We start from the raw sequence: 24164 nt of genomic DNA on the forward strand, positions 1-24164 counted from the left end.
ACTAGACCGGGGGGGTGTTTTGGGGGCCCGCCGCCCCCACCCCCCCCCCCCCCAAAACCACCCCCGCGGGCGTGCGACGGCGCCACCACGGGGCGGCGTTGCGTATTGTTCTACCGTGATGTACTTTAGCGCCTGCCCCTGCGCGATCGGGGCCGGCGCAGTGAGCCGACGGTGCCGGCTCCACCTCGAGCTCGACCGACCAGGCCCCCACCCGCGGGGCCACGACCACGGCCTGCGGGTTCACTGCCGGTCCGACAAGGAGTAACGGTGATTCCCGCCGACGCTGATGAACTCGTGACCTCACAGGACATCGCGGAGAAGTACGAGGCCAATGAGGGCAACGTGGCCTACTGGACCACGCTCCCGGGTTTCCCTGAGGGCTGGCCGTCAGGTCCGGGACGGACCTTGGTCCGCGATGCCGCGCTGGTGGACGCGTGGCTGAAGGAGAACCTTCCGGTCCACTGGGCCAAGGGGCAGGACTCGGACAACCCGTTCGGTCTGCCCGCCGGCGGGCCGAAGGACTTGGTGACGCTATCGGACATCTGTGCCTGGGAGGGCAAGGCCCTCGGGCGGACGGAGCCAGTGCCGGAAGCCACCCTGCGAAGTTACATGTCCAAGAAGCCGCCGAAGATGCCCGGCCCTGACCGCGTGCCCGGAGACGGGAAGGTCCCCGAGGTCACGGAGCGGAGGTGGTTCCGGGAGACGGCCTACGCGTTCGTGAACCGTCCGCGGCGCATGCGCCGGCAGACGAAGGCCGAGGAACCAGTAGGCACCGCGCAGGCCCCTGCAGCCGGCAGTGCGCTTCCGAGCCGTTCGTCCACCGCGCGCACGGAGCACCTGGACGCCCAGGCCATCGCGACCACATACAGCGTCAGCGGGCAGACGGCCCGGGGGTGGATCCGCGCTGAGGGGTTCCCTGAGGCTGGCGAGCGCGGGTACAACGCGGCCGAGGTCGACGAGTGGGTGCGCGAGAATCGCCGGCGGACCTGGGTCACGGCCCAGCGCCGCGCTCAGCTGTCCGGCCACGCGTGGGCTGGATCGTCGGCAGCTGACGAGGACGCCGGCGCTGAGAAGAAGCGCGCCGCCCCGGCGCCGGCGGCAGAGCCGGCCGCCGAGGCGCAGGGCGAACAGGCGCAGCTCACTGCGGAGATGATCGGTCCGCGGTACGGCGTCTCCGAGTACACCGGCCTCCAGTGGACCAAGGTCAAGGAGAAGCGCGAGGGCGACAAGGTCGTTCGCCGGGCTTTCCCTGCACCTCGGAGCACGCAGCCGCGTACCTATGACCAGCGCGAGGTCGACGCGTGGGTGGAGAAGCACCGTCCGCATGTCTGGGCGGCTTTCAAGGGAACCGGGCCGGCTCTGGTCCACGATCTGCCCGAGGGAGATCCGCGGGACCTGCTGGACATCTACGACTTCGCCGAGGTGCTCGGTATGACCACCCGGGGCGAGGCACTCGCGCGCGAGACCATCCGTGCCTACCACGCCCGTGGACAGGTCCCGTATGCCGACCGGACTGCCGATGACGGCAAGAAGCCTCGGGTCTTCCAGGATCACTGGTATCGCGAGACGGTCTACGGGTTCGTCCTCAGTCGCAGGGGGTCCGGCCGCTTCGGTCCCAGGCGCTAAGAGGCTTTCATGGCCGTCGACCGGCTGCCGGCTGGCTCGGCGGGCCCGCCCCCCGGGACGGGAATCGGTAGGGCGGACGGTCCTGGACATGCGAGAGCCCGCCGGTCGTCTGACCGGCGGACTCTCGGCGTTCGCGTGCTGCGGGAGGCTTCGCTCTGGCGTGGGGTGTTCTATCGGGTGCTCCCGGGTTCGTTGTCCGCCGCGACGACGAGGGCGTCGAGTTCCTCATCGCTGATGAGGACGAATGCGGTTGCCGGGACCCGAGCGACCTGCGCCTCGTAGCCGACGTTTCGTAGGCGCCGCGTGAGCGACTGTGCCTCGTACGGTGCGAGGACGTACTTGCTCTCCGGCGGATCGGCGAGAGCCGTGACGCGGTAGATCCATTCGTGGCCTGCCTCGTGCGCGGGCATCGTCGTTCCATTCGCTCGTGGTGACGACCTCGTGGTGACCGTCACCAGTTTCTGTCCCGTGTCGGGATGTCGTGCGTGGGCATCGCTGCGCGCGGCCTCCGGGTAGAGGCCGCGCCTGTGGCTTCAGCGCTGTGGTGCAACGCTCGTGTCAGCTGCGCTTGCGGAAGAAGCGACGGCGGGTACGGGGCTGTGGCGGGTGCGGCGGCTGCCCGGCCAGCTCATAGACGGCGTCGTGGAGCTGCGGGTGCGCCAGGAGGGTCCAGTGCTTGCCCAGGGCCGCCCAGACGTCCGTCAGGGCGGTGCGGGGGTCCGTTCCCAGGAGCGTGCTGTACGTCGCTGCCACGGCGGGGGTGCGCGAGCGGCCTGCGACGCAGTGGAGGAAGACCCGCTTGCCTTCCTTGCGGAGCCGGAGAATCTGGCGGGCCGCCTGGTCGAGGGCGTAGTGAAGGTTGGGGTTCTCGCCTTCCTTGTCGACCAGCCAGACGCGGACGTGTTCGACGTCGGTCCCGGAGAAGATCGGCCCCTGTCCGATGCGGCACAGGGAGACGACCGCGTCGACCGGCGGTGTGCCAGCGAGCTCAGTCATGGGGAGGTTGCCGAGCAGGACTCCGGGATCGGCGGGGTGTTGCGCGACGTAGCCCTTTCCGGCGTAGCCGGGGATCTTGACGCGCGGGGCCGAGGGCCATCCGTCGTTGTCGTCCATGCCCTTGCGGGCGGTCAGGACGGCCAGGCGGACGAGATCCGGGGCAGTCATTGTGGGCCAGCCGTTCACTGCCTGCTGCCAGGCGAGCGGGATGGCCGAGACGCCCCAGCGCGCTCCCAGGAGGGCACCCGCGATCGCGGCCACGGTGTCCGTGTCGTTTCCTGCCCGGACGGCCGCTTCGGTGGCGAGCTGGAAGTGCTGGGCGGGGAACGATCCGCGCTCCGGTGCCAGCTCGGGGACGGGCGTGCGGGTGATTGCGGACCACGCGGCCTGGAGGGCGGTGACGACATACCCGTTGCGGTCCCAGTGGTGCGGCGGGTTCGCCTCGGCCTCGTCCAGCCTCGCGTGCCAGATCTCCTGCCGGTCCTCGGGAAGCAGTGTGATGCCGTCGCGGACGCCGTCGAAGGTGCCTTCCATCACGGCGGTCCGGATGCCCGCGCACCACAGGATGCACGCCTCGACGCACTCAGGGTCGCTGTGGGTGAGGGAGCTGATCACGGTGGCGGCCCGGACCATTCCGTCCACGTCGTCCAGGTAGGCGAGGGCCACGATGCCGGTCCGCATCAGCGAGCCGTTGCCCGCACTGAACCGGGTGCGGGCGGTGTAGGCGTCAGCTTCCGCCGTCATGGCCTGGGCGGGCGTTCCCGTCTTGTGGCTCTTCGCGGCGCGGAGCACGCCGCTGGTCTGGTTCCCGATGTCGCTTGCGCCCCCGTCGCGCCAGAAGTGGAAGTTGCGGGCGATCTGGTCGAGTGCGGTCGGGCTGGTGAGGTCGGTGCCGGTGGACGCGACGGCGGCGATGCACACGTGCATCTGAGTGTCGTCGGAGTACTCGCCGGGCTTGTAAGGGCCCAGCCCGCCACCGATCATGGCGGGCTGCTCATCGGAGCCCAGTCGGCGGGCGAACTCATAGGGAACGCCGAGGGCATCACCGCACGCAGCGCCGAGAAGGACGCCGGCTGCGCGGTCAGTGGCGTGGATGTTGAGCGCCTGTGCCACCGGGGCCAGGGTAGGGGTTGTGAGGTCAACGAGCTTGGCATTCACGGGCGTTCTCCCGAGGTCATGTACTACGTGTGTGGTCTGAGGAGGGCGGGGGCGGGGAGGGCGGCGTGAACTCGCCTGGCGCTCAAACCCGCTGTCGCCACGTCAGAATGACACGACCGAATTGCTTTCGTCAACATGACGATTAGCGTTGCGTATTACTCATCCAATGTGTACTGTCATTGTTGTCGGAGGCGCTCGACCTGTCCTGGATGACGCGCCCAGCTTCCCTTCGTCGGTACCGCGCCCTGAACGTCAGCGGCCCCAGCTCCGGCATCGAAGTGCACCCCAACTCACAGGAGTTCGCCATGAACAAGGCCCAGCTCGTCGACGCGATCGCGGACAAGATGGGTGGTCGCCAGCAGGCCGTCGAAGCTGTCGACAACGTGCTTGACGCCATCGTCCGGGCCGTCGTCGCCGGAGACCGTGTCTCCGTCACGGGATTCGGCTCGTTCGAGAAGGTCGACCGACCGGCCCGCTACGCCCGCAACCCCCAGACCGGGGAGCGGGTGCGGGTCAAGAAGACCTCCGTCCCCCGCTTCCGGGCCGGGCAGGGCTTCAAGGACCTGGTTAGCGGTGCCAAGAAGCTCCCCAAGGGCGGCGAGGTCTCTGTCAAGAAGGCTCCCAAGGGAAGTCTCACCGGTGCCTCCGCCGTGGCGAAGAAGGCGATGGCCAAGAAGGCCACTCCGAAGAAGACGGGAGGGGCGGCCAAGAAGACGGGCCCGGCCATGAAGGTCGGGCCGAAGAAGCCCGTCAAGGCCGCCCCCAAGAAGTCGCTCGCCTGATCCGCCGTCGCCGGGCCCCCTCCCGGCATTCCCTGCTCGACGGCCGGGCGCTGGTGCGCCCGGCCGGACCGGAGAAACCTCTGATGAACTACCTCGTGATCGACGGCACCCGTGTCGTCTCCGCTCATCGGACGCTGGCCTCTGCCCGTTCCGCGGAAGCGCAGGGACTCGGGCGCAGTACTGAGCCCGGCCCGCTGCTGGGCGGTGAACCGGCCTGGTGGTCGCGGGCGCGCCCGAGCGGCGGTGTGATGGAGCTCGGCATTGTTCGGGCCGAGGCGACCGATCTCGGCTTCCGCTTCGAGTTGCGCGCCTGCCAGGAGCCGGCCGGCTCCTGCCGCCACAGGCCATGCGGCACCTACACCACGTGGGCCGTGAGCCGTTGGTACGGGCTCCTCAGCGAGCTCGCCGCCTTCGTGCCCCTGTCGTGGATCTGGGTCGGCAAACGCAGCAGCGACCCCCGTGGCGACGCCCCGCAGTTCCTCACCGAGGGCCGAGCCCTCGTCGACCGCCTGGTCGCAGAGAAGCAGGAGCCCCTGCGGATCGTCGAACGGCCGCCGGCCGACTCCCGGACCCTGGACGAGCGGGCCGAGACAGCTCACGCCCTCGTCGTGCGGTTCCTGGCGAAGCACTTCGGCCCCGCCCCCGGGCAGGATTCCGTCGCGGTCCGCCCGGTCCTCCACGGACGAGATCTGCATCTGAGGCTGGACCCGTCCGTCTCGCCGGGCCTGGCCGTCTGCGGAGCCATCCTGCCGGGCCGCGGCAGTGACACCGCCGGCACCGAACCGCATGTACGCACCTGCGACCAGTGCTTCGGGCGCGCCCCCATCGTCCCGCCCCCCGTTCTCACCGCCGCCGAGTACGACGCGTGGACCGCATACATCCACCAGCCCGGTTCGTGACCGGCGAACCGAGGAGGGACTCCGTCGTGACCGAGACTTCAACCGCATCCCTTGCCGGCTCGCCCAAGCAGTTGGCGCTCCGCCTGCTCCGGCGCAGGGCCTTCACTGCCGGGTACCTGACACAGGTGATCGACCTCGCCGTACGAGAGGTGGCTCGCAGCCAGTTCGACGAACCCGATGAGCGCGAAGCGGCCCAGGTCCATCGGCGGCTGACCCGCTACGCAGCGAACGGGCATCCCGGCTCCGCCGAGCTCGCCCGCGCCATGCTCGACGTCAAGCACGCCCTGGTCGTCCTCGCGCAGAACGAGGAGACCAGCATCGTCTACCGTCCGGTGTCCGCCGTACAGGCAAAGGCTCTGCGGCAGGCGGCGCGCAGCGCGAAGGAGGAGGCGATCCGCCTCTACGAGGGGGCGGTTGAGGTGCTGCGCCCGCACGTGCGCATGGCCGACTGGAGCAAGGACGACGGATACGGAGTCGCCGTCGACGTGGTGCGCGACGGAGTGTCGGTGCAGTGGTGGCCGGCCGCGCTGCCCGAGTCCCGGGCGCTGTGGGAGCAGGGAGGCATCCGGCAGCTCTGTGTGTCGCTGCTGGCGTCCCGTTTCACCGTCTCCGAAGCAGATGACGGAGCACCCCACGCCATGATGTTGCGTCTTTAGTTTTCAGTATGTACTGTCCTGGTGTCTGGTCGATCGGCCGCCTTCCCCTTCACAGCCCGTGTGCCGGCCCGCGCCGGCGCCGTGAGGGCGGCCGCCAGGCCACTGCACCGCTGCGTGGCGCATCCCGCAGCCCTCCACCTCACCGCCCCGGGCCGCCGCAGCGCCCGCATCGAACTGGGAGACCGCCATGGGCCCGAACAATCCCCAACCGCGCCGGACGGCGCCTCTCGACTCGCTCAGGGAGCTGGCGCCGGGCGCCGAACTCGTCAAGGTCCGCGCCAACCCCCACAACTGGAGCCAGGCCGAGCTCCTCGCCGTGTACACGTGGCCGCAGCACCAGGGCGACCGCCTGGTCCCCCTCGACCGCGGCACCTACCCGGACGACTCACACGACACCGCTCTGACCATCGGCGAATTCCTCAGCCGGTACCAGCAGCTCCCGGTCGTGCGTGTACTCCAGGCCAGCGACGCCGCCTACACCTTCCTGGTCGAGCTCGCCCGCCCCTCCTGGGAGCTCGCCGAGGGTGATTCCCAGTGAGCGCCCCGGCGCCCGCAGCGTGCGCGCACCGCCCCACCCACGGCGGCCTGGTCGTCCCGTACGTCTCGTTCGAGCACAACGGCCTGCCGGTCTTCGGCGGGCTCGACCCGCTCAAGCGCGCCCGAGCCTTCGAGAACGGCCTGTGCCAGATCTGCGCACGGCCGCTGGAGCGGTGGTTCTACGTGCTGGTCCGCCCCCAGGACGTGAGTGTCGGGTACGCGCCAGAACCGGGGCTCCACCCGCCGTGCCTGATGTATTCGGAGAAGGCGTGCCCGATGCTCAACGGCACCAGCGCGACCTACCGTCCGGGCGGCGTCATCTCCCGGCACCCGGCGGGCCGTCCGTGCGACGACCCGGCCTGTTCCTGCCCCGCGACGGCGCCCACTGCGGAATCCCAGCTGCGGGCCGGGCGCAAGGCCGACGACTGGGACGCCTGGATGCTCTCGACGCCCCAGTACGAGCTGCGCCGGGATGACCGCGGCGGTGCCGTGGGCATCCAGCTTCCTTCCGGCCCGAAGCGCATCCGCCGCGTGCGGGTGTCTGCCGAGCGCAAGCGTGCCCTCGCCATGGTCGCGGCGCTCCTGGAACTGGGCGCGTAGCCCTCCCCCTTCAACGCCCGGCGGGCGCGCCCGTGCCCGCCGGGCCACCCACGAGGATGACCATGCTCGCTGAACGTTTCCGCCCCTCCGACATCGAAAGCCTGGTACGCATCGCCGGCGCCCTGGCCCACTCACCGGCCGCCGCCGAACTTCCCCCGCAGTACCGTGAGCTCGCCCAGCGCGTTCACGCCGAGATCGTCGCCGAGAGCTCCGGTCGTAGGTCCCCGGCCGTCTCCACCTTCCTGGGGCCTCGCCCGGGTGAACAGGTCTGGATGCTGCGCCTCTGGACCCGCCACGAGGACACCACGGCGCCGTACGCCACGAAGGGCGCTGCCCTTGCGGAGCTCGCCACCCACGTGCGCAGCAGCTGGGCCAACGTGGGCGGCCAGGGCGACGTACCCGACGAGCCTCCGGCCGACGACGCCGAGGCGATCGACCTCTACTACGGAACCGACGGCGACGCGGTACCCGATCAGGGCTTCGAGCTGTACCCCGAGGAGCTGGGACGGCCGCAGCGCTCTCGGATCGTTCCCTTGGACTTCGCCTTCCCCAACGCTGTGACGGCCGAAGGCCTCAACCGCGGCGCCGTCTACTACGCCGCCGATGACGACGGACCGTCGTGCATCGAGGTGGCCGGGGTGCTCGTCTTCGGCTACGTGGACGCCGAGGACGGCGTCGTACGGGTCTCGGTCCACACCGACAGCGCCGATCCCGAGCATGTCGTCCGGCCGGACGGGTCCGTGCCGCTGCGCGTCGTCGTCGAGGACACCGTCGTCTTCGACGACAGCAACCACTACGCCCCGCATCCCCCCGTGCTGGAGCAGCTCCTGGACGCTGCCGACCCGGAGCAGCGGGATCTGATCCGCTCGGTGGCGGTCTCAGCGGGGCTGATGTGGAGCTGTCCGGACTGCCAGTGGCCGAACCCGCGGGCGACGGAGCGGTGCGAGCACCCCGGCTGCGGACGCCAGGTCAAGGCGATGGCGATCGGTGCGCAGGCGGCAGCTCTCACCCCGGCGCCGACTCTCGCGCTGGAGGGGCCGCGATGACCATCAAGGCCTACCCGCCGGCGCCCAAGCACCTCCGCGCCGCATGCGTCCATCCGTCGGGGCACCTCACGTCGCACGGCAGCCGCACGACGCTCCAGGTCTACCTGGACGCTGGGCTGGTCTACCGCAACGACGCCGACGGCTACCGGCTCACGGCGGAAGTGGCGCAGGAGCAGGGCGTCGGACCGTACGTCATCACCGGCGCGGGGCGGCGGGCGATCCTGAACGACTCCCAGCTGGCGGCCATCGACTCCGCCGACGAGGACGGCGCGCTGCGGGACGTCAGCTGGCCCACTGCCGCCGCCCTCGCCCGCCTCGGCCTCGTCGAGTACCGCGACGCCGGCGGTGTCCCGCAGCCCACCGACGGCGACGACGGCCGCAGCGGCCCGAAGCACCGGCCCTTCCTCACCCCCGCGGGCGTCGAGGCCGCACGCGCCGCGAAACCCCAGTCCTGATCCCCCGCTCCCCCGGCGGGTGCGGCCCTTCCCGGCCGCGCCCGCCCTGATCCCCGCAGGTACACGCCCATGACTTCCCTCACCCTGTTCGATCCCGACCTCGACGAGGCCGGTCCCACCACGTCGCCCGGCGGGTCGGCTCCGGCCGAGGTTGCCTCCGCAGAGGCTCTGCAATCCTTCCGCGCGACGAAGCACAAGTCGCTCAACTTCGGTCTTGGCGTCGACTCGACGGCCCTGGTCCTGGCGATCATCGACGATCCAACCGCCTTCGGGATCGCCGAGGACTTCTCCGACTTCTCGATCGTGACGGCGATGACCGGGTTCGAGTTTCCCGACACGATCGCCGACGTCGAGAACCACGTTCTCCCGCTACTCCGGGACAAAGGCATCCGGTACACGCAGGTCGCACGGGCCGGGCGTCCGGACTCGGCAGGTGTCGAAGTCCTCTCCGACACCACGAACCCCGGCAAGGTGTTCAGCAAGGGCCCGTGGACGCTCATGGACGAGATGGAGGAGAACGGCACGGTCCCCCAGTACGCCGGCGGTCACGTATGCAGCCAGAAGCACAAGGCCTTCCCGATCGACCGCCTCCAGCTCCAGCGGTCGGGCGGGCAGACCGTCGGCAAGCTCTTCGGTTACAACGCCGACGAGCACAAGCGCGCGGTCAAGGCCAACAAATTCCAGGCCGAGCGCAACCTGACGGCGGGCTACGAGACCTTCGCCCTGGACTACCCGCTGCTCAGGCTCGGCTGGGCTCGTCAGGACGTGCAGGGCTACGTGAAGGACCGCCTTGGAATTGGCATGGCCAAGTCATATTGCCCGGTATGCCCGTTCTCCGGGGTCTGCTCGCCCCAGCCGGACCACCTGAAGCGGCTGCGGAAGTACCCCGACCTCGCGGCGCGCGTGCTACGGCTGGAGTACCTGGCGATGGCCCTGAACGACAACATGTCCCTCTACAAGGACGACACTCTGTTCAGGCGGGTCACCGACAACCAGAACGCCGAGGCGCTCGGCCGGTTCAACGCCCGGCTGGACGAGGAGACGTGGGCGGTCTACCGGCTGCGGCGTGCCTACACCCCCGGCCGCCGGCCCGAGTGCAAGACCGCTCACGGTGACCGTTGCGCCAAGCCCGAGTGCCGCGACAGCAGCATCAAGGGCACTGTCTACCGGTCCGTGGAGACCGTCCGCACCGGCAGCCGCACCGAAGTGGGCGCCTTCCTGCACAACGCCGCCACGGCCCTGGACCGCCCGGTCGAGCACTCCACGACAGCCCACGGCGTCGGCATCGACCGTGTCCGCACTCGCGTCCGCCCGGACTCCAAGACGTACGGCACGGTCGAGGACTTCTACGTGACCGCCCCGGCCGGCGTGCAGGACAAGGCCCGCCCCGGTTTCGCCGGGGTGTGGGCCTCGATGACCACCGGCCAGTAATCCCACCCTTTGCGAGGAGAGATGACCACCCGCACCCTGTCCCCGGCTTCCTACGACAGGCTCACCGCCACGGTCGCACGCGACACCGGAGAGCGGCGCACGGCCGCCCTGTGGATCCACGCCGCGGCCCTCGTCCGCCACGCCCACGACCACGGCCTGGCACCGGCCGACGACCGCCCACCGGGCCCGGACGGTCTGCTGAAGTCCCTGGAGAATCTCGCGAACTGCCACCCTGCCCTGGCCCCGCTCGCCGATCCGGCGGTACTGCCCCTGTGGGAGCAGCCGCTCGGCGCTGCGGCCTGGGCCGCTGTCGAGGAGTTCTGGGACCGGCACCCTGCCCTCGAAGACGAGCGTCGCGTGGACGGCTACGCGCTGGGCGACGCCTACCAGTTGCTGTCCGAGGAGGCCCGCAAGGGGCGCGCCCTGTGTCAGACGCCGCCCTGGGTCGCCCGTCTCCTGCTGCGCCTGTCGCTGGAGCCGGCCATGGAGGAATGGGGGCCGGCCGACGTCCGGATGATCGACCCCGCCTGCGGGACCGGGCACATCGCCGTGGCTGCATTCCACATGGTCCGCGTCCCGCCGGTGCACGGCCGCCGGCCCAGCCCGGTCGGGCACGGGCCGCGGGCCGTCGAGCGGGCGCTCGCCGCGGTGTCTGGTGTGGACCTCGACGCGTACGCCGCCGCACTGACCGCCTACCGGCTCCTGGCGTGCTCCGCGCACGTCCTCGGCGTGGGCCTGGACCGCGTCCCGGCGTCGTGGCCCGTCAACGTGGCCGCCGCCGACTCCCTGCTGGACCGCACCGAGCCCCTGCTGGCAGCCGGCGCCTACCACGCGTGCGTGGCCAACCCGCCATACATCACCCCGAAAGACCCCGTCATCCGCGACCAGGTCCGCGCCGCGTACCCGCAGGTGGCGGCCGGCAAATACTCGCTGGCCCTTCCCTTCACCGCGCTGATGCTCGAGTACCTGGCCGCCCCGGGAGGCTTCGTGGCGCAGCTGACCGCGAACTCGTTCATGAAAAGGGAGTTCGGCAGGCGATACGTCACCGAGTTCCTTCCTCGCTTCGACGCGCGCTGGATCATCGACACCTCCGGCGCCTACATCCCGGGGCACGGAACACCTACCTGCATCCTCGTGCACCGGGCCCGGCCGCCGGTCGGCGAAACGGTCACGGTGATCCGGGGCAACGGCGGAGAGCCCCACGTTCCCGAGGACCCCGCGCGAGGGCTTGTCTGGAGAGCGATCGAGGACGCGGTCGACAGCCGGCTGGCCTGGGACCGGTTCCAAGCGGGTGCGGACTTCGCCCGGCTCAGCGGGGAACCCACTCCATAAGATGTTGCGTATTGGCGTTTCTCTATGTACTGTGATTCTCAGGTCGGGCCAACTCCCCGCCACTTCAACCCACTTGACGAGCGCCGCTCCAGACGTCGCGCCGTCTCAGCGCATCCAGGGGGCTGATACTGATGAAGCGGAACAAGCCGCTCATAAAGCGCCGCAAGGCCGGGACTCAGAACGAGCGGCGGAGGCCGTACCGGTGGCAGGAGAGCGCCACTTCCTACTGGGCGCTGGCCGTGCCCCAGGCGTTCACCGGGACCGGCCAGACCGTCCTCGACATGACCGGAGCGGTGCCCGCGGGCGCAGACGAGTCAGACCCCGACGACCCGCGCTACGGCTCCTCGCTGCGCTGGCGGCTCGACCGCGACGGCCAGACCCAGTTCGTCTACGGCACACAGGTGTGGGGGCGGTACCGGAGCGAGAGCCCGTCGGCCTATGGCAAGCGCATCTCTGAAGGTTTCCGCCGGTCACTCCCCACGTCGTCGGACGTCTACCACGTATTCGTCGCGGCCCGGCCGGGATGCGAACGCGGGACGCGGTGTCCACTCACGCGGCACTGGTACACGGCCATCGAGGCCGACCTGTCGACACATGAGCCGGACCGATGCCCGATGGGCGCCCTGAACGACGGGCCGCCCTGGCGCCTGATCGGCCGTACCGTCCCTGACGGCCGCCACATCTACTGACGTCTCTCGGCACAGTGCTCCGGGCCGCCCTGGCAGCTCCCTCGGCTCCGGTCGGCCCGGTCCCTGGGCCTGACTCCCGCCCACGGTCCACCGTCGCCAAGCCTGCCGTTGAGGCCCCTCCGGCCGCTCTTTTCTTCCACCACCGCAGAGGCGACGTGCTGCGCCTCGCATAACCCCAGGAGCCTTCATGGGTACCACCCGCACCCGCCTGCCCGGCATCACCCTCCGCGACGCGGCCCCCGCTGACGCCGACGCCGTCATGCGGCTCCTCGCCGACGTGAACCCCGACGATCCCGACGCGTTCGAGGACGTCCGGCCGAACCTGTCCCTGCCTCAAGAAGGACCCCTCTCCCACTTCCGGGCCCTGATGGTCGTGGCCGAAAGCAGTGAAGGCGAGACGCTCGGGGCCCTCCTCGCAGGTCCCCCGCTGTGGCTCTTCGGCCATCCCGGTGTCGACGTGGCGCTGGCGCACCTTCTGGCGGAACGCATCGCGATGATCACCGCGGTTGCCGTGGCTCCCGAGCAGCGTGGGCGAGGCGTCGGGTCTGAACTCGTCCGGCATTCCGTACGTCGCTTCACGCGCGCCGGCTACGGGTTGCTGACGCTGAACTGCTTCCCTGGGCTGGAAAGCTACTACCAGGGACTCGGCTTCTCGATCATGGACGACCTGAACGTGTCCCTCGGCCCTCTGAACGCGGTCGGGCACCGTTGGGGCGACACCCGGGTGGCCGCCCGGCCCCTGGACCGGTACACGACCTTCGCGGACGTCGCTGGCCTCACCTCTCCGGTCGTCTCGGGCATCCTTCCCAACACCCGGATGGCCCGTGGCGCGTACTTCGACGGGGAACAGTTTCGCGCCTGACCCGATCACGGCCCGGGATGCCTGCCCTCCCGGGCCACAGAATTCACTTACGGATGCAGGTGTCGGCCACCAAGGAGGAACTGATGCCGGTTGTCGACGGCAAGAGCCTGAGCCCGTGGGGCCGTTGGACGCTCCGGTGGGGCGTACCGAGTGCGGTCGTCGCCCTGGTGAGCGTGTGGGTACTGGAGCCCGCGAGCCTTGTCGGCGCGATCATCGCGGCTGGGGTGGCACTGGGGGCGCTCCTGGTCTTCGTCGGGACGATGCCCCGTCGGCAGCCGCCGGCCGAGCGGCGGGCGCGCAGGGGTGCCGGCGAGTAGGAGGGCTCCGGCGCCCCGGTCGGTGCGCCGCATACACAGGAACTCGGTTGGTGGGCCCGGGCAGGTGATTGCCCGGTCCACCGTCCCGAGGCTGGCCCCGGGCGCGTGTACAGCTTCCCGCGATGTTGCGTATTCACGTTTCAGTGTGTAGATTGATTGCATCGCTGGCGGCCTCCGAGGCCACGCCGCACAACCCCCTTACTGCTCTGGAGCGCTCCATGCTTGCTGTCGGCCACGAGGTAGAGGTAGACGCCGCCCTTCTCGCCTACCGGAGGGGCTGGGCCGACGTCTGGCTGACCCTGGTGGACGTCACCACCGACTTGTTGCACCTGGCCAGTCACATGCGCGCCGACGTCGAACGATGCCTCGACGGCGACGCGAAGGCGCGGCTCGACGAACGGTCCCTGGCCGCCATGCCGAACCTCGACCCGTCCGTCGACCCGATCCACAACACGGACGACTCCGCTGCCGGGGACCACCTCTTCGACGTGTACGTGCACGCCAGCGACGCCGCCGCCGCCCTCCGCGTGCACATGGCGGACGACCCCTACCCCACCTTCTCGAAGGCGCTGCACGTGCTGCTCAACGATCTGCGCGCCTATGCCCAGAACCTCGGTCTCGACTTCGACGACGTCATGCGTGCGGCATCCCAGGCCCACCGGGTCGACCAGCGCAAGGCCAAGTAGCCGGACACCGCCCTGGCGCCGCAGCCGCGGTGCCGCCGTCCCACGAACGATCCCGTCAGGAAGGACTTTCACCATGACCACGCCTCTGATCCCCTCCACGGACACGGAATACCCTCCCCGCGGCTCGATACGGATGTACCTCGACCGCGGTGAGCATCCCGCGACCCGGATGCCGCTCCTCGGTGCCGATCTCGACAACCCGCCCGCCGTCTGCGGAGGTTGCGCCAACACGGTGTTGAGGCAGCTCGACGACGGTCGAGAGCGTCTCAAGTGCGGGATTCGGGCTCCCGGAAGGCGCAGGGGCCGCGGCCCCGATCTGCGTGGCTCCATGCCCGCGTGCGTGAAGTACGCCGCGTCCACCGCACCGCGCAACTCCTGACCTGTCCGACGCCGCGCCCGGGTTGCCTCCACCGGAACCCACGCCGGTCCCGTACGCCGAGAGGCGGTGGGCTCCGGGCGCGGCAGGTTCTTCCGCAACCGCCCCCGGAGACGTGATCATGCTGCCCGGCCTCGCCCAGCACATCGACTTCCAGGCCGCCCACAACGACTACACCCGCGGGTTCCTCGTAGTGAGCAAGGCCGACCACTCCACCATGTACGGCTACGTGTGGGAACACACCCTCTCGGACGGCACCACCACGTGGGTCGCCCAGCCGGACGCGGCCAACGACGCTTCGCGCATCCCCGGGTTCCAGTCCCGGGAGTGGGCCGGTGAGTTCCTGTACGAGCGCGAATGGCCCAAGTTCATCCGTCGCGAACACGCCGAGGCCGACACCCTCCGGCAGCCGGGGTGCACCGAGCGCGCTCCGTGCGGGACGTGCTCCCTGTGCGAACCCGACCTGGCCTGCCGCGGAATTCTCTGAAGGAGCCGGGTGCCGCTCGAACTGCATCCGTCACCCCAACGTGCAGGTCTGAGGGCCGCGAACGACGCCTTCCGCTCGCGGCCCCGGCCTCGGCTTCCTTTCCTGACCACAGCACCCCACCCATGCCCTGGAACCCTCATGTCCGCTGATTCCACTGCCACCCTCGTGACCGAGGCCATCGACCAGGTGCTCACCCACGGGGCACGCAAGTGCACCGATCCGAGCTGCGCCCGGCACGCCGGTACGACCGACTGCCCCCCGATTTCCATCAGCCGTAGCCCCGGCTCCGTCCTCGGCGAAGCGGTCGCCGAGGCCTGGCACGCCGCCGGCGGCAGTCGGCTCGACATCCCCGCAGGGGTCGTCGCTGCCCTCGCCTTGTGGCCCCAGAAGTCCCCCGGTGCCGAGGCCGCCGACACGATCGCCGCATACATCGCCGCGCAGCCCTCGCGCGTGCTGGTCCGAGGCCTGGCCGATAGCGCCAACTTCTACTGGGGCCTTCGCCCCGACCTGTGGACCGCCGCCCGCCCGCTGTTCGACTGGACCAGGGAGGACCTACACGACACCCACCTCGCGGGCGTACGCGCCGTGGCCCGTGCCGCGCTGCGCCACGGAGTCCTTCAGCACACGGGGGACACCGACCCCGCCGAGCGGTCCCGGACCGACCTCATGTCCTGGGTCATCACGAGCCTGCGCCACCACCACTCCCGGCGCAGCCTCGGCGAGTACCACACACCGCCCGACATCAGCGATCTGATGGCCAACGTGCTGGCCGAAGGCAGCACAGGAAAGCGACCCCGTCAACGCGGCGAGTGGGCGCTCGAGCCGACCGCCGGCACCGGAGGACTCTTCCGCTCCGCCGCACAGGAGCTGCGCCGCGACGGAGAGGACCCGGCGGAACGCGGCTGGGTCATGCTCGAACTCGACTCCCTGGCCGCCGCCGGAGCCGCCGTCAACACCCTCGTCTGGGAACTGGGCCCCCGTGCGTTCGTCGGCTGTGGAGACGTTCTCGCGCAGCCCGACCTGGCCGAGGAAACCCTCGCTCAGGCGCGCGACATGGCCCGTCACTGCGACGACGTCAAGAAGCTGATCGGCTTCGCGATCGCCACCCGCACCACCAGCCAGCTGCTGGACGCCCTTACGGCCAGCAGGTAGCCGCTCCGCCCGGCCCACAACCCGTGGGCCGGGCCCTAAGGAGGAACCGTGACGGAGTCCCACGACCACAGCGAAACCCAGGGCGTAGCCCGGGCGCTGCGCGTCGTCCTGCCCGCTCCCAGTCGTACCCGTGTGTACACGCTGTCCTGCGGATGCCCCGGCGCCGAGGGCGATCTCTCCTGGTACATCGACAACGAGGCCCGGTCCTACGAACTCGATCTCTCTTCCGCCGCAGCCGGCGCGAGGCAGGTCCGGCTGACCAGTCGACCGCTCATCGGTGACGGCACCACCTGGAGCGAGGAGTTCCTCATCTGCGACGCCCCGGCCGGCTGGGCCCACCCCCTCGCTCGTCTCGTCGCCCGGCTCACCCTCTCCGACCGCAGCCCCCTCTCCCTCGACTGAGCAAAGGACCCCCCGTGTCGAACCGCACCGCCATGACCGGTTGCCTGCCAGCCTTCGGCCGGCACCGCGGCTATCCACCGCGCTACGGGTGGCTGCGCAAGGTCTATGACGCCCTGCTCCAGGACCCAGCCGCCCTGCGCCGCCCCGACGCGACCGTCGTGCTCGGCGTCGGCAAGAGCATGGTCCCGTCCATGGCCTTCTGGTCCCAGGCCTTCGGGCTGGCCGCCCGCAACGGTCAGGACCTGGTCCCCACCGACCGCGCCCGCTGGCTCCTTGAAGACGAGACCGGCGCCGATCCCTACCTTGAACTCGACAGCAGCCTGTGGCTACTGCACTGGTGGTTGGTGAGCGCCGAGCAGTGCCACGTGCCCAGCTGGCGGTATCTCTTCGGATACTCCCCGCTCAGCCGGTCCAGCCGTGCGGAGACGCAGGGGCGCCTGGCGGCCGCCGCCGAAGCGGCCGGCCACAAGACCCCGGCCCCGTCGGTACTCGCCTCGGACATCGCCTGCCTGGTGACCATGTACGCTCCCGGCGACCACACCGCCGCGAACATCGAGGACGAGCTCTCCAGCCCTTTCCGCACCCTCCACCTGCTCGACTCCGAGCCTCCCGCCGACCGCACAGCCGATCGAAGCCACCTCGTGGCGCTGCTGCGCACGGCCGGCCGCCACTGTCCCGCGCCCGTTCAGGCATACGCGAGTCTGGACTTCGCGGCCCGGACCGCAGGCGCTGTGGCCGGCTCCATCAGCCTGACCCGGCTCGTTTCCGACCCCCTCGGGCCAGGCCGGCTCCTTCTCATCGGCACCGCCGGCCTCCGCCGCGCCCTGCATCAAGTCGCCGATCGGCATGCGGATCTGGCCGTCGTGCAGTCGGGCGACGGGCAGGAGACGCTCGTCTATTCGTGCTCGCCAGCTCTCCTCGCCGAGGACGTCCTGGCCGACGCCTTCCCCGTGCTGCGGTCGGCCCCCAGCAGTGCTTCGGAGAAGAGGAGTTCTCCAGCCCGGTCCTGATGGACTCCGGCTTACCGCAGGCGTAACCCGGCTCCGGGGAACACAACAAGCAACGTTGCTTATTTGTAGTCCTATGTGTACTGTCATTCTTGTTGGTGGCGCTCGCCTCCCGGCTTGAGCGCCCCGCGCCTTTCCCTACCGACGAGACAGGCCAGGAGACACGGATGCGCATCAAGACCGGCGGGCAGCACCAGGGTTGGACCGTGGTCCACCAGGCTCGGCGCGAGTGGCGCGGCTCCTTCGAGGGCGTGTGGCTCGGTGTTGACGAGTCCACGGGGCACTGGATCGTCGGCCGCCAGCACGACGGGCAGTCGATGGACGACGGCTTCGACGCGGAAGGCGACTGGTCCACGTCCCGGCACTTCCGCGAGGGCAACGCGTACCTCAACATGCGCCGAGCCCTGGCGGCGTACGACGAGGAGGCCAGGAACGCGAGCGACGTCTGGGACGGAATGTGGGACCAGCGTGCCCACGAGGCCGTCGCCCGGCACCTGGCGCACCGCGTTCCCTTCCCCGCGTCGGTCCAGCTCGCGGCCGGATGGATCGGGCGCGGCCTGACCGGCTTCCACCCCCCGATGGGGTCGACGATCCCGCTCGACGGGCCGGTCGCCAAGTACGAGCTGGTCCGCTACCTCCAGGGCCAGACCCGGTTCGACGAGATCGTGACGGAGCCGGGCTCGGTCTCCGAGCAGGAGGCGTACCAGCTGATCATCAACGCGACGGGGCCGGTCCGGTTCGTTTGCCGCGGGGTGACCTTCTACCTGAGCAAGTGAGCCAGGCGGCGCGGGCGCGGTGCCGCCGCGAGCACCGCGTCCGTGCCGCCGGACCACAGGCCGCCAGCCACCACGTACACACCGAAGGCGAGGACGCTGCCCCTTGGGGCGGTCGAGACGAAATGGAACACAAGAACATCACCGGCCACGACGGCGCCGTTCACGAGGGACTGCTCAACAGCCACACCGGCTTCCTGATTGACGTGGCCTGCGAAGCGGGCCGGTACTCGGTCGTCCACCACTACGAGAAGCTCGATCCGGCGCGCGTCACCGACGCCCCGCTGTCCTGTCCCGCGTGCGTCGCCGCGAACTCCCCCGCCACCGCCCAGTTGCACCGCGGACGTCTGGCCCACCGGTACGCCGAAGACGTCCTCGCCCTCGCCGACAGCCGCAAGCGCCCGCCCGCCCAGGACGACGAAGGGCTGCGGCTGGCCTTCGTGTCACTCGCAGCGGAGAACCCGCCGCCCCGGAGCCTTTACGAGCTGATCAGGGAGCATGTGAGCGACATGCTGACCGATCGGGCCCTGGCCGTGCCGGAAGGTGTCCCAAGGGTCCTCGTGCCCTACAAGCGGTACACCGGCGGCACGGTCCAAGCCCCTGTCGCCCCTGGGGACCGCCTCATGCACTACAGCGCGGCCGGCGGGTACTTCCAGTACGTCTGGGTCGACGGGCTCGAAGATTCCCCGGACGGAATCGTCGTCACGGTCCACGAGAAGGACCGGCGTCCGGTCACGTACTCGGCGTTCGAGCTCGGCCGACGGTACTCGAAGCTCGACTGGGCGCCGCTGCCCCAGAAGGCGTCGCCGAGCAGTGATCGAAGCTGACGACCGCGGTCTGCCCGCCACCAGCCCGGGGCAGGCCGGGCACGTCATGTCGCCGCTGCTACCGCCCCCGGCCCGCAGGCGCGCGCTGGAGTAGCGCCCGTCCCTCGCAGCCAGGTCAGCACCGCATGCTGGGCGCCGCCCGAGACGGGCCCGCGGGCCGCCGCGTTTCACTTCCGGATCCCGGCGAGGCGCCATCGCCGCCGCTCCGCCCGCCACCCGGCGTCTGCAGAGCACTCCGCGATGTCCCCGGCCGGTTCCGGCCTGCTCGCCCGCGGCACGCCCCGGGATCCCCTCGTTCCCTCACACCACCGCAACGGATACGGCCCCCGACCGCCCCGTCACCGCGCCGCGCCCTCGCCCGAATCCGGAAGCACCCCACACCATGACCACCGACCGCCCGCACGTCGCCTTCCTGGCCCCTTCCGATCCCGCCCGGCCCCAGCCCGGCCGGGCCAACGACGAGGAGGCGGACCGCTCGGAGGACGCGGTCCTGACCGCCTACCTCTTCCACCTGACGGCCAAGGGACACCGCGTCCTGCGGCACCGCGTCGTCACGGATCCCGCTCTGGCGTCCACCGACCTCTTCGACGCGACCGCCGGAGAACTGGTGATGGCCTGCCACCGCTCCCACCACCGTGCGCTCATCACCGCGTACGGGGTGATCAGCGACTGCGAGCGGCTCTTCTCCCCCGCCCACCGTGCGCTGCTGTTCACTACGGAGCCGGGCCCGGTCGCATGGGAGTTCCTGTCCCACCACAAGATCATCGCGATCTGGCCCGAGGGCGAGACCTTCGTACGCGCGGACCCGGCAGCCGAGGCAGGCGGGGCATGAACCGCCAGAGCTTCGGGCCGCCGTCGACGAGAGCGGAGGAACGCGCCTGGCGCGCGGCCGGTCTCCTCGTCGACGTCGCCGGGCGCGCGCTGCCGGCCACGGTCCGGCCCTGCGCCTTTTGCGACGGCGCCGACATCGGCGATACCTGCCCGGCGTCCCTGACCTGCCCCACGTGCAAAGCCGCGCCCCGACAGCGGTGCCGCCGGCCGAGCGGCCACACCGCCGAGCAGTGGCACACCGGACGCGTCCGCGCCGCGGACCTGGAAGACCAACGCCGCGAGGAAGACGGCGACACCACCCTGCCCGCCCGCTGGGCCGACACCCAGCCGGCGCCGACCCCCTCACGAGGAACATGATGACCACCGACCACACCCACAACAGCCCTGCGGGCACGTCCCTTTCGCCAGGTGCCCCGGACCGGCCGCGTACGGCCGGAACCTCCACACCCCGCATCACCCCCGCCCAGCGCCGCGCCCTTCTCGCCGGGGCCAGGGACCCTCTCGGGCTGCTGCCCAAGTCCGTCAACCTCCGGACCCTGGTATCCCTCGCCGATGCCGGCTTCGTCGGCCTGGACCAGAGCCGCGACATCCTTCGTGGACAGGAGGCGACGCGGAACCAGCTGGACGTCTGGGGCGGCGCTCTGACCGAGGCCGGCTGGCAGCGGGCCCGCGCCGAGGGTGCGGGCAGGTTCCGGATCGTCGTCGTCGGCTGCGGAAAGGCCAAGCAGGACCGCCGCGTGACCGCCGGTGCGATGTACGTCGGCACCTTCCACGGCTCCTGCCGGGAGACGGCCAAAGCCCTGCTTCAGGACGGTGGTCGGCAGTACATCCTTTCTGCCGCCCACGGGCTTCTGGACCTGACCACGGAGATCGACCCGTACGACATCACCGTGGGCGACCCCGGCAGCGTCAGCGCGGACTTCGTGCAGGCGCAGGTCCGGGAACGCGGCATCGAGTCGGCGGAGGTGACGGTACTGGCCGGCAGCAAGTACGTGGCCCTCGCCCGGCATTCCTGGCCGGGCCTTGAGGCGCCGCTCGCCGGAGCCGGCGGGATCGGGGAGATGAAGCAACGCCTCTCCCAGATCCGTCTCGCCGCGCGGGCCGAAGCCGGGCAGGAGCGGTGAGCGCGCCGCTCGGGCCCGCTCCGGCGCGGTGGGAAGCCATGGCTGCCGGCAGCGCCGAGGGCTGGGCTCAGCGGTGGAGCGGCGGTGTACCGACGTGGGTGCATACGTCGCAAGGCGGCTTTGACAGGCGTCGCTACGAGGTGGTCGAGCTGGCGGAGGCGCCCGCCCGGGAGTACATCCAGGCGAACCACTACCTGTCGGGGTGGCCGCCGACGGTCCACCGGTTTGGGCTGGTGGACCTCGAGGCAGCAGGGGGCGACGACGGCCAGGTGATCGACGGCCACCTGCTGGTGGGTGTCGTGGTCCTGGGTGTTCCGATGAGCCGCCGGGCTCTGACCAGGGTTTTCCCGTCGCTGGAGCCTTATACGGAGGCGTTGGAAATGTCGAGGGTGTGCCTGTCCCCCTCGGTGGCGAGCAACGGGGAGAGTTTCACGGTCGCTGCGGCTCTGCGTCTTGCCGCGGGCCACGGGGTGCGGGGAGTGGTCACCTACGCGGACCCTGTCGCACGGCTTCGGACCTTGCCGGATGGGCGCACCGCCGGCTCGCCCCGAGGGCACCTGGGTGTTATCTACCAGGCCCTTTCCGCAACGTATACGGGCCGCAGCACTGCGAGGACGGTCATCGTGCTGCCGGACGGCCAGGTGCTCCCGGCCCGGTCGATCGCCAAGTTCGTCACCGGAGACCGTGGTGCTGACGGGTTCGAGCGCCGCATCGTGGCGCTGGGCGCATCGCAGCGCCCTGCGGGGGCCGACCGGCGCGCCTGGCTGCGCACCGCGTTGGAACAGATCGGGGCCAGGCGCCAGAGGCACCCGGGGACATATAGGTATGCCCTGCCCGTTGGCCGTACTCGGGCCGAGCGGTCGAGGGCGGTCTTCGGCATGCCAGCACTCCCCTACCCGAAGTGGGTAGATGCCCGTCACCCCGTCTAGTCTGTTGCTTATTCATGAATCAATGTGTAGTTTAGTTTTCGTGATCGAGCGACGTTTCGCTCTCACGCACACCACCATCTTGGAACCTCACCCAGAGGAACGACCGTGGACACGTCCATCCCCGACCGCAAGGCTGCTCGCTTCACCGCAGCCGCGGAATCCGGCGTCAACATGAACCCCGCACGCGAGTGCACCCTCGCGGACCGCGCCGCATGGGCCCACGCGGCGCTGGAGGCGTACAACAGGCAGGCCCCCAAGGCCCTGTTGCCCGTTCCCAAGCTGGCCGAGCGCGTACGGCTCGGCGTCCTCGCGGCCGAGGCCATGGCCCAGATCGCCTTCAACATCCCCGACGACCGGGTCGTGGACGACCAGGAAAGCGCCGATCGCGTGATCGGAGATCTGGTCGCTCAGGTCTTCTGCCTGACGGACGGGCGGGTCACCGCCCATGAGCTCCACCAGGCCGCCGAGGGGCTGCGCAGCGAGGCGTACCCCGTGAAGCTCGATGTCCTGTGCGCCGTCGCCGCCGCCGGGGCCGAACGAGAGGCCGCCATGCTCGCGGCGCTCCTGGACGCGGCCGAGTCCTTCGGGTGCGACGTCCCCGGCATGGTCGACAGCGCTCGCAACTACTTCGAAGACCTCAAGGCAGAGGACGAGGGGGCCGAGGCGGCGCCCGCCTGAGCCACCCCCGGGAGCGAGGAACTCGGCCCCGGCGGCCGCGCTCGCTCCCGGCTGGGTCGCCACGGATCACACCCGATGAAACTGATCATCCCCGCCTTCGACCAGCACTACCGCGTGTCCGCCACGGACTACAACTGGACCAACCCCGGAGAGATTCTCACCATCGGCACCGACGACGCCTTCGTCGGCCTCGACAGCCGCCGCTACACCACGCACGGCCGCGTCACCGCACTCGATGTAACCCTCGCCGACGTCAATGCCAAGATCATCAGCCTCCTCACCCAAGACGGCTTCTACGTGCCCGGACGTGAGCGGCAGAGCACCGAGACCCGCAGGCGCATGGGCGAAGTCTTCGGCCTGGCCCGCGGCTTCGAGGTCGGCACCGTCATCGGCCTTCACCGCGGCCGGCCCCGCCGCCACGACGCACCCCCGAACTGACCCGCTGGGCGCGGTCCATCCGCCAGCGCCCGCCGCCCCCAGGAAGGGCCCCATGGACACCATGCCCCCGAACACCCGTACTCAGCAGCACTGGTACCTCGCCACCCTCGGTCACGAGGCGCTGTTGCGGGAGCTCGCCCCGCTGGATCTCCCCGCCTCCGCCACCCGCGATCCGCTCACCCTGGCCGGACGGTGCCTGATCGCCGACCCGATCGGCTACCCCGAAGCCCATCGAGCCGCAGAACGGGTCCTGGCCCCGCTGCGCACCGCCCAGACGTTCACCACCACCGTCCCGGACGAGGACAACGCCCTGGAGCACACCGGCGTCGTGCCGGTCCTTGAGGAGCGCCAGGCCGGAGCTGTCACCGGCTGGTACGCCGAACTCCTCCTCTTCGAGCACAGCTCGCTGCTCGACAAGGCCGCCTACCGCCTGTCCCGGATGCCCGGAGACCCGACCTGGATCATCGACAGCGACTTCCAGCGCAGCGGCCACCCCGGGATGCTGCGGCCCTTCGGCTCCCGGCGCCCGGGCAGCAGGCGGACCCTCCTGCCGCCGTTCGTCGCCGAGCTCGACCGCCTCATCGCGCAGGGGCCGGAGAGCGCGGCGTGACCCTGTACGGCATCCCGCCCGCCGGACTGCGCCGCGCCATGGCGCCCGAAAGCGGGCGGGACCACGCCCACGCCATCGCAGACGCCGCGCACGCCTGGTGGACATCCAACCGCGGGGGCTCCGGCGACCGGGCCATCGCGGTCGGCACCCTGGCCGCGCTCGCCCTCTGCGCGCCCTCACGACCGGACGGTCCCGACTACGGCCCGCTCCTGCTCCCCCTCGACGACGAACAGCTCGTCGACACCCTTCGAGCTGGATGGAACTCGTTCTGGACCTACGACCCGGACCTGACCGAGGCCGCCCGCCCGCTCCACGACTGGCTCTCCCGCCCCACCGACAGCGACGTCCGCGGCCTGGCCGACTACGCCCCGTTGACTGAACGAAGCCTGGAGATTGCCCAGTTCAGTGGGCGCATGGAGTCCTCGGGCACTACGGTCACCGATCGTGATGAACGATGC

General features: G+C 70.5%; 28 protein-coding genes and 2 pseudogenes. 28 read left to right on the plus strand and 2 right to left on the minus strand.

Going from position 1 to position 24164, the window contains the following annotated elements:
* Positions 1 to 267 precede the first annotated feature (267 nt).
* Entirely contained in the window at positions 268 to 1626 is a 1359-nt protein-coding gene (locus tag ACIQR3_RS37645) for a hypothetical protein (RefSeq protein ID WP_403546015.1), read from the plus strand.
* A gap of 170 nt (positions 1627 to 1796) precedes the next feature.
* Here the strand turns inward: ACIQR3_RS37645 and ACIQR3_RS37650 are convergent, their stop codons facing one another.
* Together ACIQR3_RS37650 and ACIQR3_RS37655 are read right to left on the minus strand one after the other, a co-directional pair.
* On the minus strand, positions 1797 to 2036 hold the full coding sequence (locus ACIQR3_RS37650) for a hypothetical protein (RefSeq protein WP_275539150.1): 240 nt from the start codon (positions 2034 to 2036) through the stop codon (positions 1797 to 1799).
* A gap of 148 nt (positions 2037 to 2184) precedes the next feature.
* Positions 2185 to 3735, minus strand: a complete 1551-nt coding sequence (locus ACIQR3_RS37655) for an ADP-ribosylglycohydrolase family protein (RefSeq protein ID WP_403546017.1) — start codon at positions 3733 to 3735, stop codon at positions 2185 to 2187.
* Positions 3736 to 4085: 350 nt separating this feature from the next.
* Between ACIQR3_RS37655 and ACIQR3_RS37660 the strand changes: the two are divergent.
* The 27 genes and pseudogenes from ACIQR3_RS37660 to ACIQR3_RS37790 form a co-directional block, all read left to right on the plus strand.
* Positions 4086 to 4559, plus strand: a pseudogene (locus ACIQR3_RS37660) (HU family DNA-binding protein); the annotation flags it as partial.
* Positions 4560 to 4645: 86 nt separating this feature from the next.
* Entirely contained in the window at positions 4646 to 5461 is an 816-nt protein-coding gene (locus tag ACIQR3_RS37665; RefSeq protein ID WP_403546019.1) for a hypothetical protein, read from the plus strand.
* A 26-nt stretch (positions 5462 to 5487) separates the two neighbouring features.
* Positions 5488 to 6117: a hypothetical protein gene (locus ACIQR3_RS37670; RefSeq protein WP_403546021.1), complete on the plus strand. Its 630-nt coding sequence runs from the start codon at positions 5488 to 5490 to the stop codon at positions 6115 to 6117.
* Between the two features lie 187 nt (positions 6118 to 6304).
* Positions 6305 to 6655, plus strand: a complete 351-nt coding sequence (locus ACIQR3_RS37675) for a hypothetical protein (RefSeq protein ID WP_403546022.1) — start codon at positions 6305 to 6307, stop codon at positions 6653 to 6655.
* The gene (locus ACIQR3_RS37680; protein ID WP_403546024.1) at positions 6652 to 7254 is read left to right on the plus strand and encodes a hypothetical protein; all 603 of its coding nucleotides are present in this window, start codon (positions 6652 to 6654) and stop codon (positions 7252 to 7254) included. The genes ACIQR3_RS37675 and ACIQR3_RS37680 overlap by 4 nt, the downstream gene beginning before the upstream one ends.
* Before the next feature lie 62 nt (positions 7255 to 7316).
* Entirely contained in the window at positions 7317 to 8300 is a 984-nt protein-coding gene (locus ACIQR3_RS37685) for a hypothetical protein (protein WP_403546026.1), read from the plus strand.
* Complete coding sequence (locus ACIQR3_RS37690) at positions 8297 to 8755, plus strand: hypothetical protein (RefSeq protein ID WP_403546027.1); 459 nt, start codon at positions 8297 to 8299, stop codon at positions 8753 to 8755. The genes ACIQR3_RS37685 and ACIQR3_RS37690 overlap by 4 nt, the downstream gene beginning before the upstream one ends.
* Before the next feature lie 69 nt (positions 8756 to 8824).
* Positions 8825 to 10186, plus strand: a complete 1362-nt coding sequence (locus tag ACIQR3_RS37695) for a hypothetical protein (RefSeq protein WP_403546029.1) — start codon at positions 8825 to 8827, stop codon at positions 10184 to 10186.
* A gap of 21 nt (positions 10187 to 10207) precedes the next feature.
* Positions 10208 to 11518: an Eco57I restriction-modification methylase domain-containing protein gene (locus tag ACIQR3_RS37700; RefSeq protein ID WP_403546030.1), complete on the plus strand. Its 1311-nt coding sequence runs from the start codon at positions 10208 to 10210 to the stop codon at positions 11516 to 11518.
* A gap of 131 nt (positions 11519 to 11649) precedes the next feature.
* On the plus strand, positions 11650 to 12207 hold the full coding sequence (locus ACIQR3_RS37705; RefSeq protein WP_403546031.1) for a hypothetical protein: 558 nt from the start codon (positions 11650 to 11652) through the stop codon (positions 12205 to 12207).
* A gap of 187 nt (positions 12208 to 12394) precedes the next feature.
* Positions 12395 to 13069, plus strand: a complete 675-nt coding sequence (locus ACIQR3_RS37710) for a GNAT family N-acetyltransferase (protein ID WP_403546033.1) — start codon at positions 12395 to 12397, stop codon at positions 13067 to 13069.
* A gap of 83 nt (positions 13070 to 13152) precedes the next feature.
* Positions 13153 to 13386, plus strand: coding sequence for a hypothetical protein (locus tag ACIQR3_RS37715; RefSeq protein ID WP_403546035.1), 234 nt, complete (start codon positions 13153 to 13155; stop codon positions 13384 to 13386).
* 152 nt (positions 13387 to 13538) lie between these two features.
* On the plus strand, positions 13539 to 14072 hold the full coding sequence (locus ACIQR3_RS37720; RefSeq protein WP_403546037.1) for a hypothetical protein: 534 nt from the start codon (positions 13539 to 13541) through the stop codon (positions 14070 to 14072).
* Between the two features lie 497 nt (positions 14073 to 14569).
* On the plus strand, positions 14570 to 14935 hold the full coding sequence (locus ACIQR3_RS37725) for a hypothetical protein (protein ID WP_403546058.1): 366 nt from the start codon (positions 14570 to 14572) through the stop codon (positions 14933 to 14935).
* 138 nt (positions 14936 to 15073) lie between these two features.
* Entirely contained in the window at positions 15074 to 16087 is a 1014-nt protein-coding gene (locus ACIQR3_RS37730) for an N-6 DNA methylase (RefSeq protein WP_403546039.1), read from the plus strand.
* Positions 16088 to 16135: 48 nt separating this feature from the next.
* Positions 16136 to 16489, plus strand: a complete 354-nt coding sequence (locus tag ACIQR3_RS37735; protein WP_403546041.1) for a hypothetical protein — start codon at positions 16136 to 16138, stop codon at positions 16487 to 16489.
* A 14-nt stretch (positions 16490 to 16503) separates the two neighbouring features.
* A complete protein-coding gene (locus tag ACIQR3_RS37740) occupies positions 16504 to 17499 on the plus strand; it encodes a DUF4007 family protein (RefSeq protein WP_403546042.1) in 996 nt (331 codons plus the stop codon).
* Positions 17500 to 17663: 164 nt separating this feature from the next.
* Positions 17664 to 18272 (plus strand): hypothetical protein, encoded by a 609-nt coding sequence (locus ACIQR3_RS37745; RefSeq protein ID WP_403546044.1) that lies wholly within the window; start codon positions 17664 to 17666, stop codon positions 18270 to 18272.
* 122 nt (positions 18273 to 18394) lie between these two features.
* Complete coding sequence (locus ACIQR3_RS37750) at positions 18395 to 19096, plus strand: hypothetical protein (protein ID WP_403546046.1); 702 nt, start codon at positions 18395 to 18397, stop codon at positions 19094 to 19096.
* Positions 19097 to 19478: 382 nt separating this feature from the next.
* Positions 19479 to 19928, plus strand: a complete 450-nt coding sequence (locus ACIQR3_RS37755; RefSeq protein ID WP_403546047.1) for a hypothetical protein — start codon at positions 19479 to 19481, stop codon at positions 19926 to 19928.
* Complete coding sequence (locus ACIQR3_RS37760; RefSeq protein WP_403546048.1) at positions 19925 to 20284, plus strand: hypothetical protein; 360 nt, start codon at positions 19925 to 19927, stop codon at positions 20282 to 20284. Before ACIQR3_RS37755 ends, ACIQR3_RS37760 begins: the two co-directional genes overlap by 4 nt.
* Positions 20284 to 21051 (plus strand): DUF6884 domain-containing protein, encoded by a 768-nt coding sequence (locus tag ACIQR3_RS37765; protein ID WP_403546049.1) that lies wholly within the window; start codon positions 20284 to 20286, stop codon positions 21049 to 21051. The genes ACIQR3_RS37760 and ACIQR3_RS37765 overlap by 1 nt, the downstream gene beginning before the upstream one ends.
* Before the next feature lie 38 nt (positions 21052 to 21089).
* On the plus strand, positions 21090 to 21980 hold the full coding sequence (locus tag ACIQR3_RS37770; protein WP_403546050.1) for a hypothetical protein: 891 nt from the start codon (positions 21090 to 21092) through the stop codon (positions 21978 to 21980).
* 105 nt (positions 21981 to 22085) lie between these two features.
* Positions 22086 to 22658 (plus strand): hypothetical protein, encoded by a 573-nt coding sequence (locus ACIQR3_RS37775; RefSeq protein WP_403546052.1) that lies wholly within the window; start codon positions 22086 to 22088, stop codon positions 22656 to 22658.
* Between the two features lie 75 nt (positions 22659 to 22733).
* Positions 22734 to 23096, plus strand: a complete 363-nt coding sequence (locus tag ACIQR3_RS37780; protein ID WP_403546054.1) for a hypothetical protein — start codon at positions 22734 to 22736, stop codon at positions 23094 to 23096.
* A gap of 52 nt (positions 23097 to 23148) precedes the next feature.
* Complete coding sequence (locus ACIQR3_RS37785; protein WP_403546056.1) at positions 23149 to 23706, plus strand: hypothetical protein; 558 nt, start codon at positions 23149 to 23151, stop codon at positions 23704 to 23706.
* Positions 23703 to 24164: pseudogene (locus ACIQR3_RS37790) on the plus strand (hypothetical protein); the annotation flags it as partial. The gene ACIQR3_RS37785 and the pseudogene ACIQR3_RS37790, both read left to right, overlap by 4 nt.

It is taken from the genome of Streptomyces sp. NPDC090994 (assembly GCF_044768905.1).
In the GTDB taxonomy this organism is placed as follows: Bacteria; Actinomycetota; Actinomycetes; order Streptomycetales; family Streptomycetaceae; genus Streptomyces.

What these genes read in the sequence shown, in the direction of transcription:
- ACIQR3_RS37650 (WP_275539150.1), bottom strand. Translation starts at nt 2,036, where the DNA reads ATGCCCGCGCACGAGGCAGGCCACGAATGGATCTACCGCGTCACGGCT.
- ACIQR3_RS37665 (WP_403546019.1), top strand. Translation starts at nt 4,646, where the DNA reads ATGAACTACCTCGTGATCGACGGCACCCGTGTCGTCTCCGCTCATCGG.
- ACIQR3_RS37675 (WP_403546022.1), top strand. Translation starts at nt 6,305, where the DNA reads ATGGGCCCGAACAATCCCCAACCGCGCCGGACGGCGCCTCTCGACTCG.
- ACIQR3_RS37685 (WP_403546026.1), top strand. Translation starts at nt 7,317, where the DNA reads ATGCTCGCTGAACGTTTCCGCCCCTCCGACATCGAAAGCCTGGTACGC.
- ACIQR3_RS37690 (WP_403546027.1), top strand. Translation starts at nt 8,297, where the DNA reads ATGACCATCAAGGCCTACCCGCCGGCGCCCAAGCACCTCCGCGCCGCA.
- ACIQR3_RS37695 (WP_403546029.1), top strand. Translation starts at nt 8,825, where the DNA reads ATGACTTCCCTCACCCTGTTCGATCCCGACCTCGACGAGGCCGGTCCC.
- ACIQR3_RS37700 (WP_403546030.1), top strand. Translation starts at nt 10,208, where the DNA reads ATGACCACCCGCACCCTGTCCCCGGCTTCCTACGACAGGCTCACCGCC.
- ACIQR3_RS37705 (WP_403546031.1), top strand. Translation starts at nt 11,650, where the DNA reads ATGAAGCGGAACAAGCCGCTCATAAAGCGCCGCAAGGCCGGGACTCAG.
- ACIQR3_RS37710 (WP_403546033.1), top strand. Translation starts at nt 12,395, where the DNA reads ATGGGTACCACCCGCACCCGCCTGCCCGGCATCACCCTCCGCGACGCG.
- ACIQR3_RS37715 (WP_403546035.1), top strand. Translation starts at nt 13,153, where the DNA reads ATGCCGGTTGTCGACGGCAAGAGCCTGAGCCCGTGGGGCCGTTGGACG.
- ACIQR3_RS37725 (WP_403546058.1), top strand. Translation starts at nt 14,570, where the DNA reads ATGCTGCCCGGCCTCGCCCAGCACATCGACTTCCAGGCCGCCCACAAC.
- ACIQR3_RS37730 (WP_403546039.1), top strand. Translation starts at nt 15,074, where the DNA reads ATGTCCGCTGATTCCACTGCCACCCTCGTGACCGAGGCCATCGACCAG.
- ACIQR3_RS37745 (WP_403546044.1), top strand. Translation starts at nt 17,664, where the DNA reads ATGCGCATCAAGACCGGCGGGCAGCACCAGGGTTGGACCGTGGTCCAC.
- ACIQR3_RS37750 (WP_403546046.1), top strand. Translation starts at nt 18,395, where the DNA reads ATGGAACACAAGAACATCACCGGCCACGACGGCGCCGTTCACGAGGGA.
- ACIQR3_RS37755 (WP_403546047.1), top strand. Translation starts at nt 19,479, where the DNA reads ATGACCACCGACCGCCCGCACGTCGCCTTCCTGGCCCCTTCCGATCCC.
- ACIQR3_RS37760 (WP_403546048.1), top strand. Translation starts at nt 19,925, where the DNA reads ATGAACCGCCAGAGCTTCGGGCCGCCGTCGACGAGAGCGGAGGAACGC.
- ACIQR3_RS37765 (WP_403546049.1), top strand. Translation starts at nt 20,284, where the DNA reads ATGACCACCGACCACACCCACAACAGCCCTGCGGGCACGTCCCTTTCG.
- ACIQR3_RS37770 (WP_403546050.1), top strand. Translation starts at nt 21,090, where the DNA reads ATGGCTGCCGGCAGCGCCGAGGGCTGGGCTCAGCGGTGGAGCGGCGGT.
- ACIQR3_RS37780 (WP_403546054.1), top strand. Translation starts at nt 22,734, where the DNA reads ATGAAACTGATCATCCCCGCCTTCGACCAGCACTACCGCGTGTCCGCC.
- ACIQR3_RS37785 (WP_403546056.1), top strand. Translation starts at nt 23,149, where the DNA reads ATGGACACCATGCCCCCGAACACCCGTACTCAGCAGCACTGGTACCTC.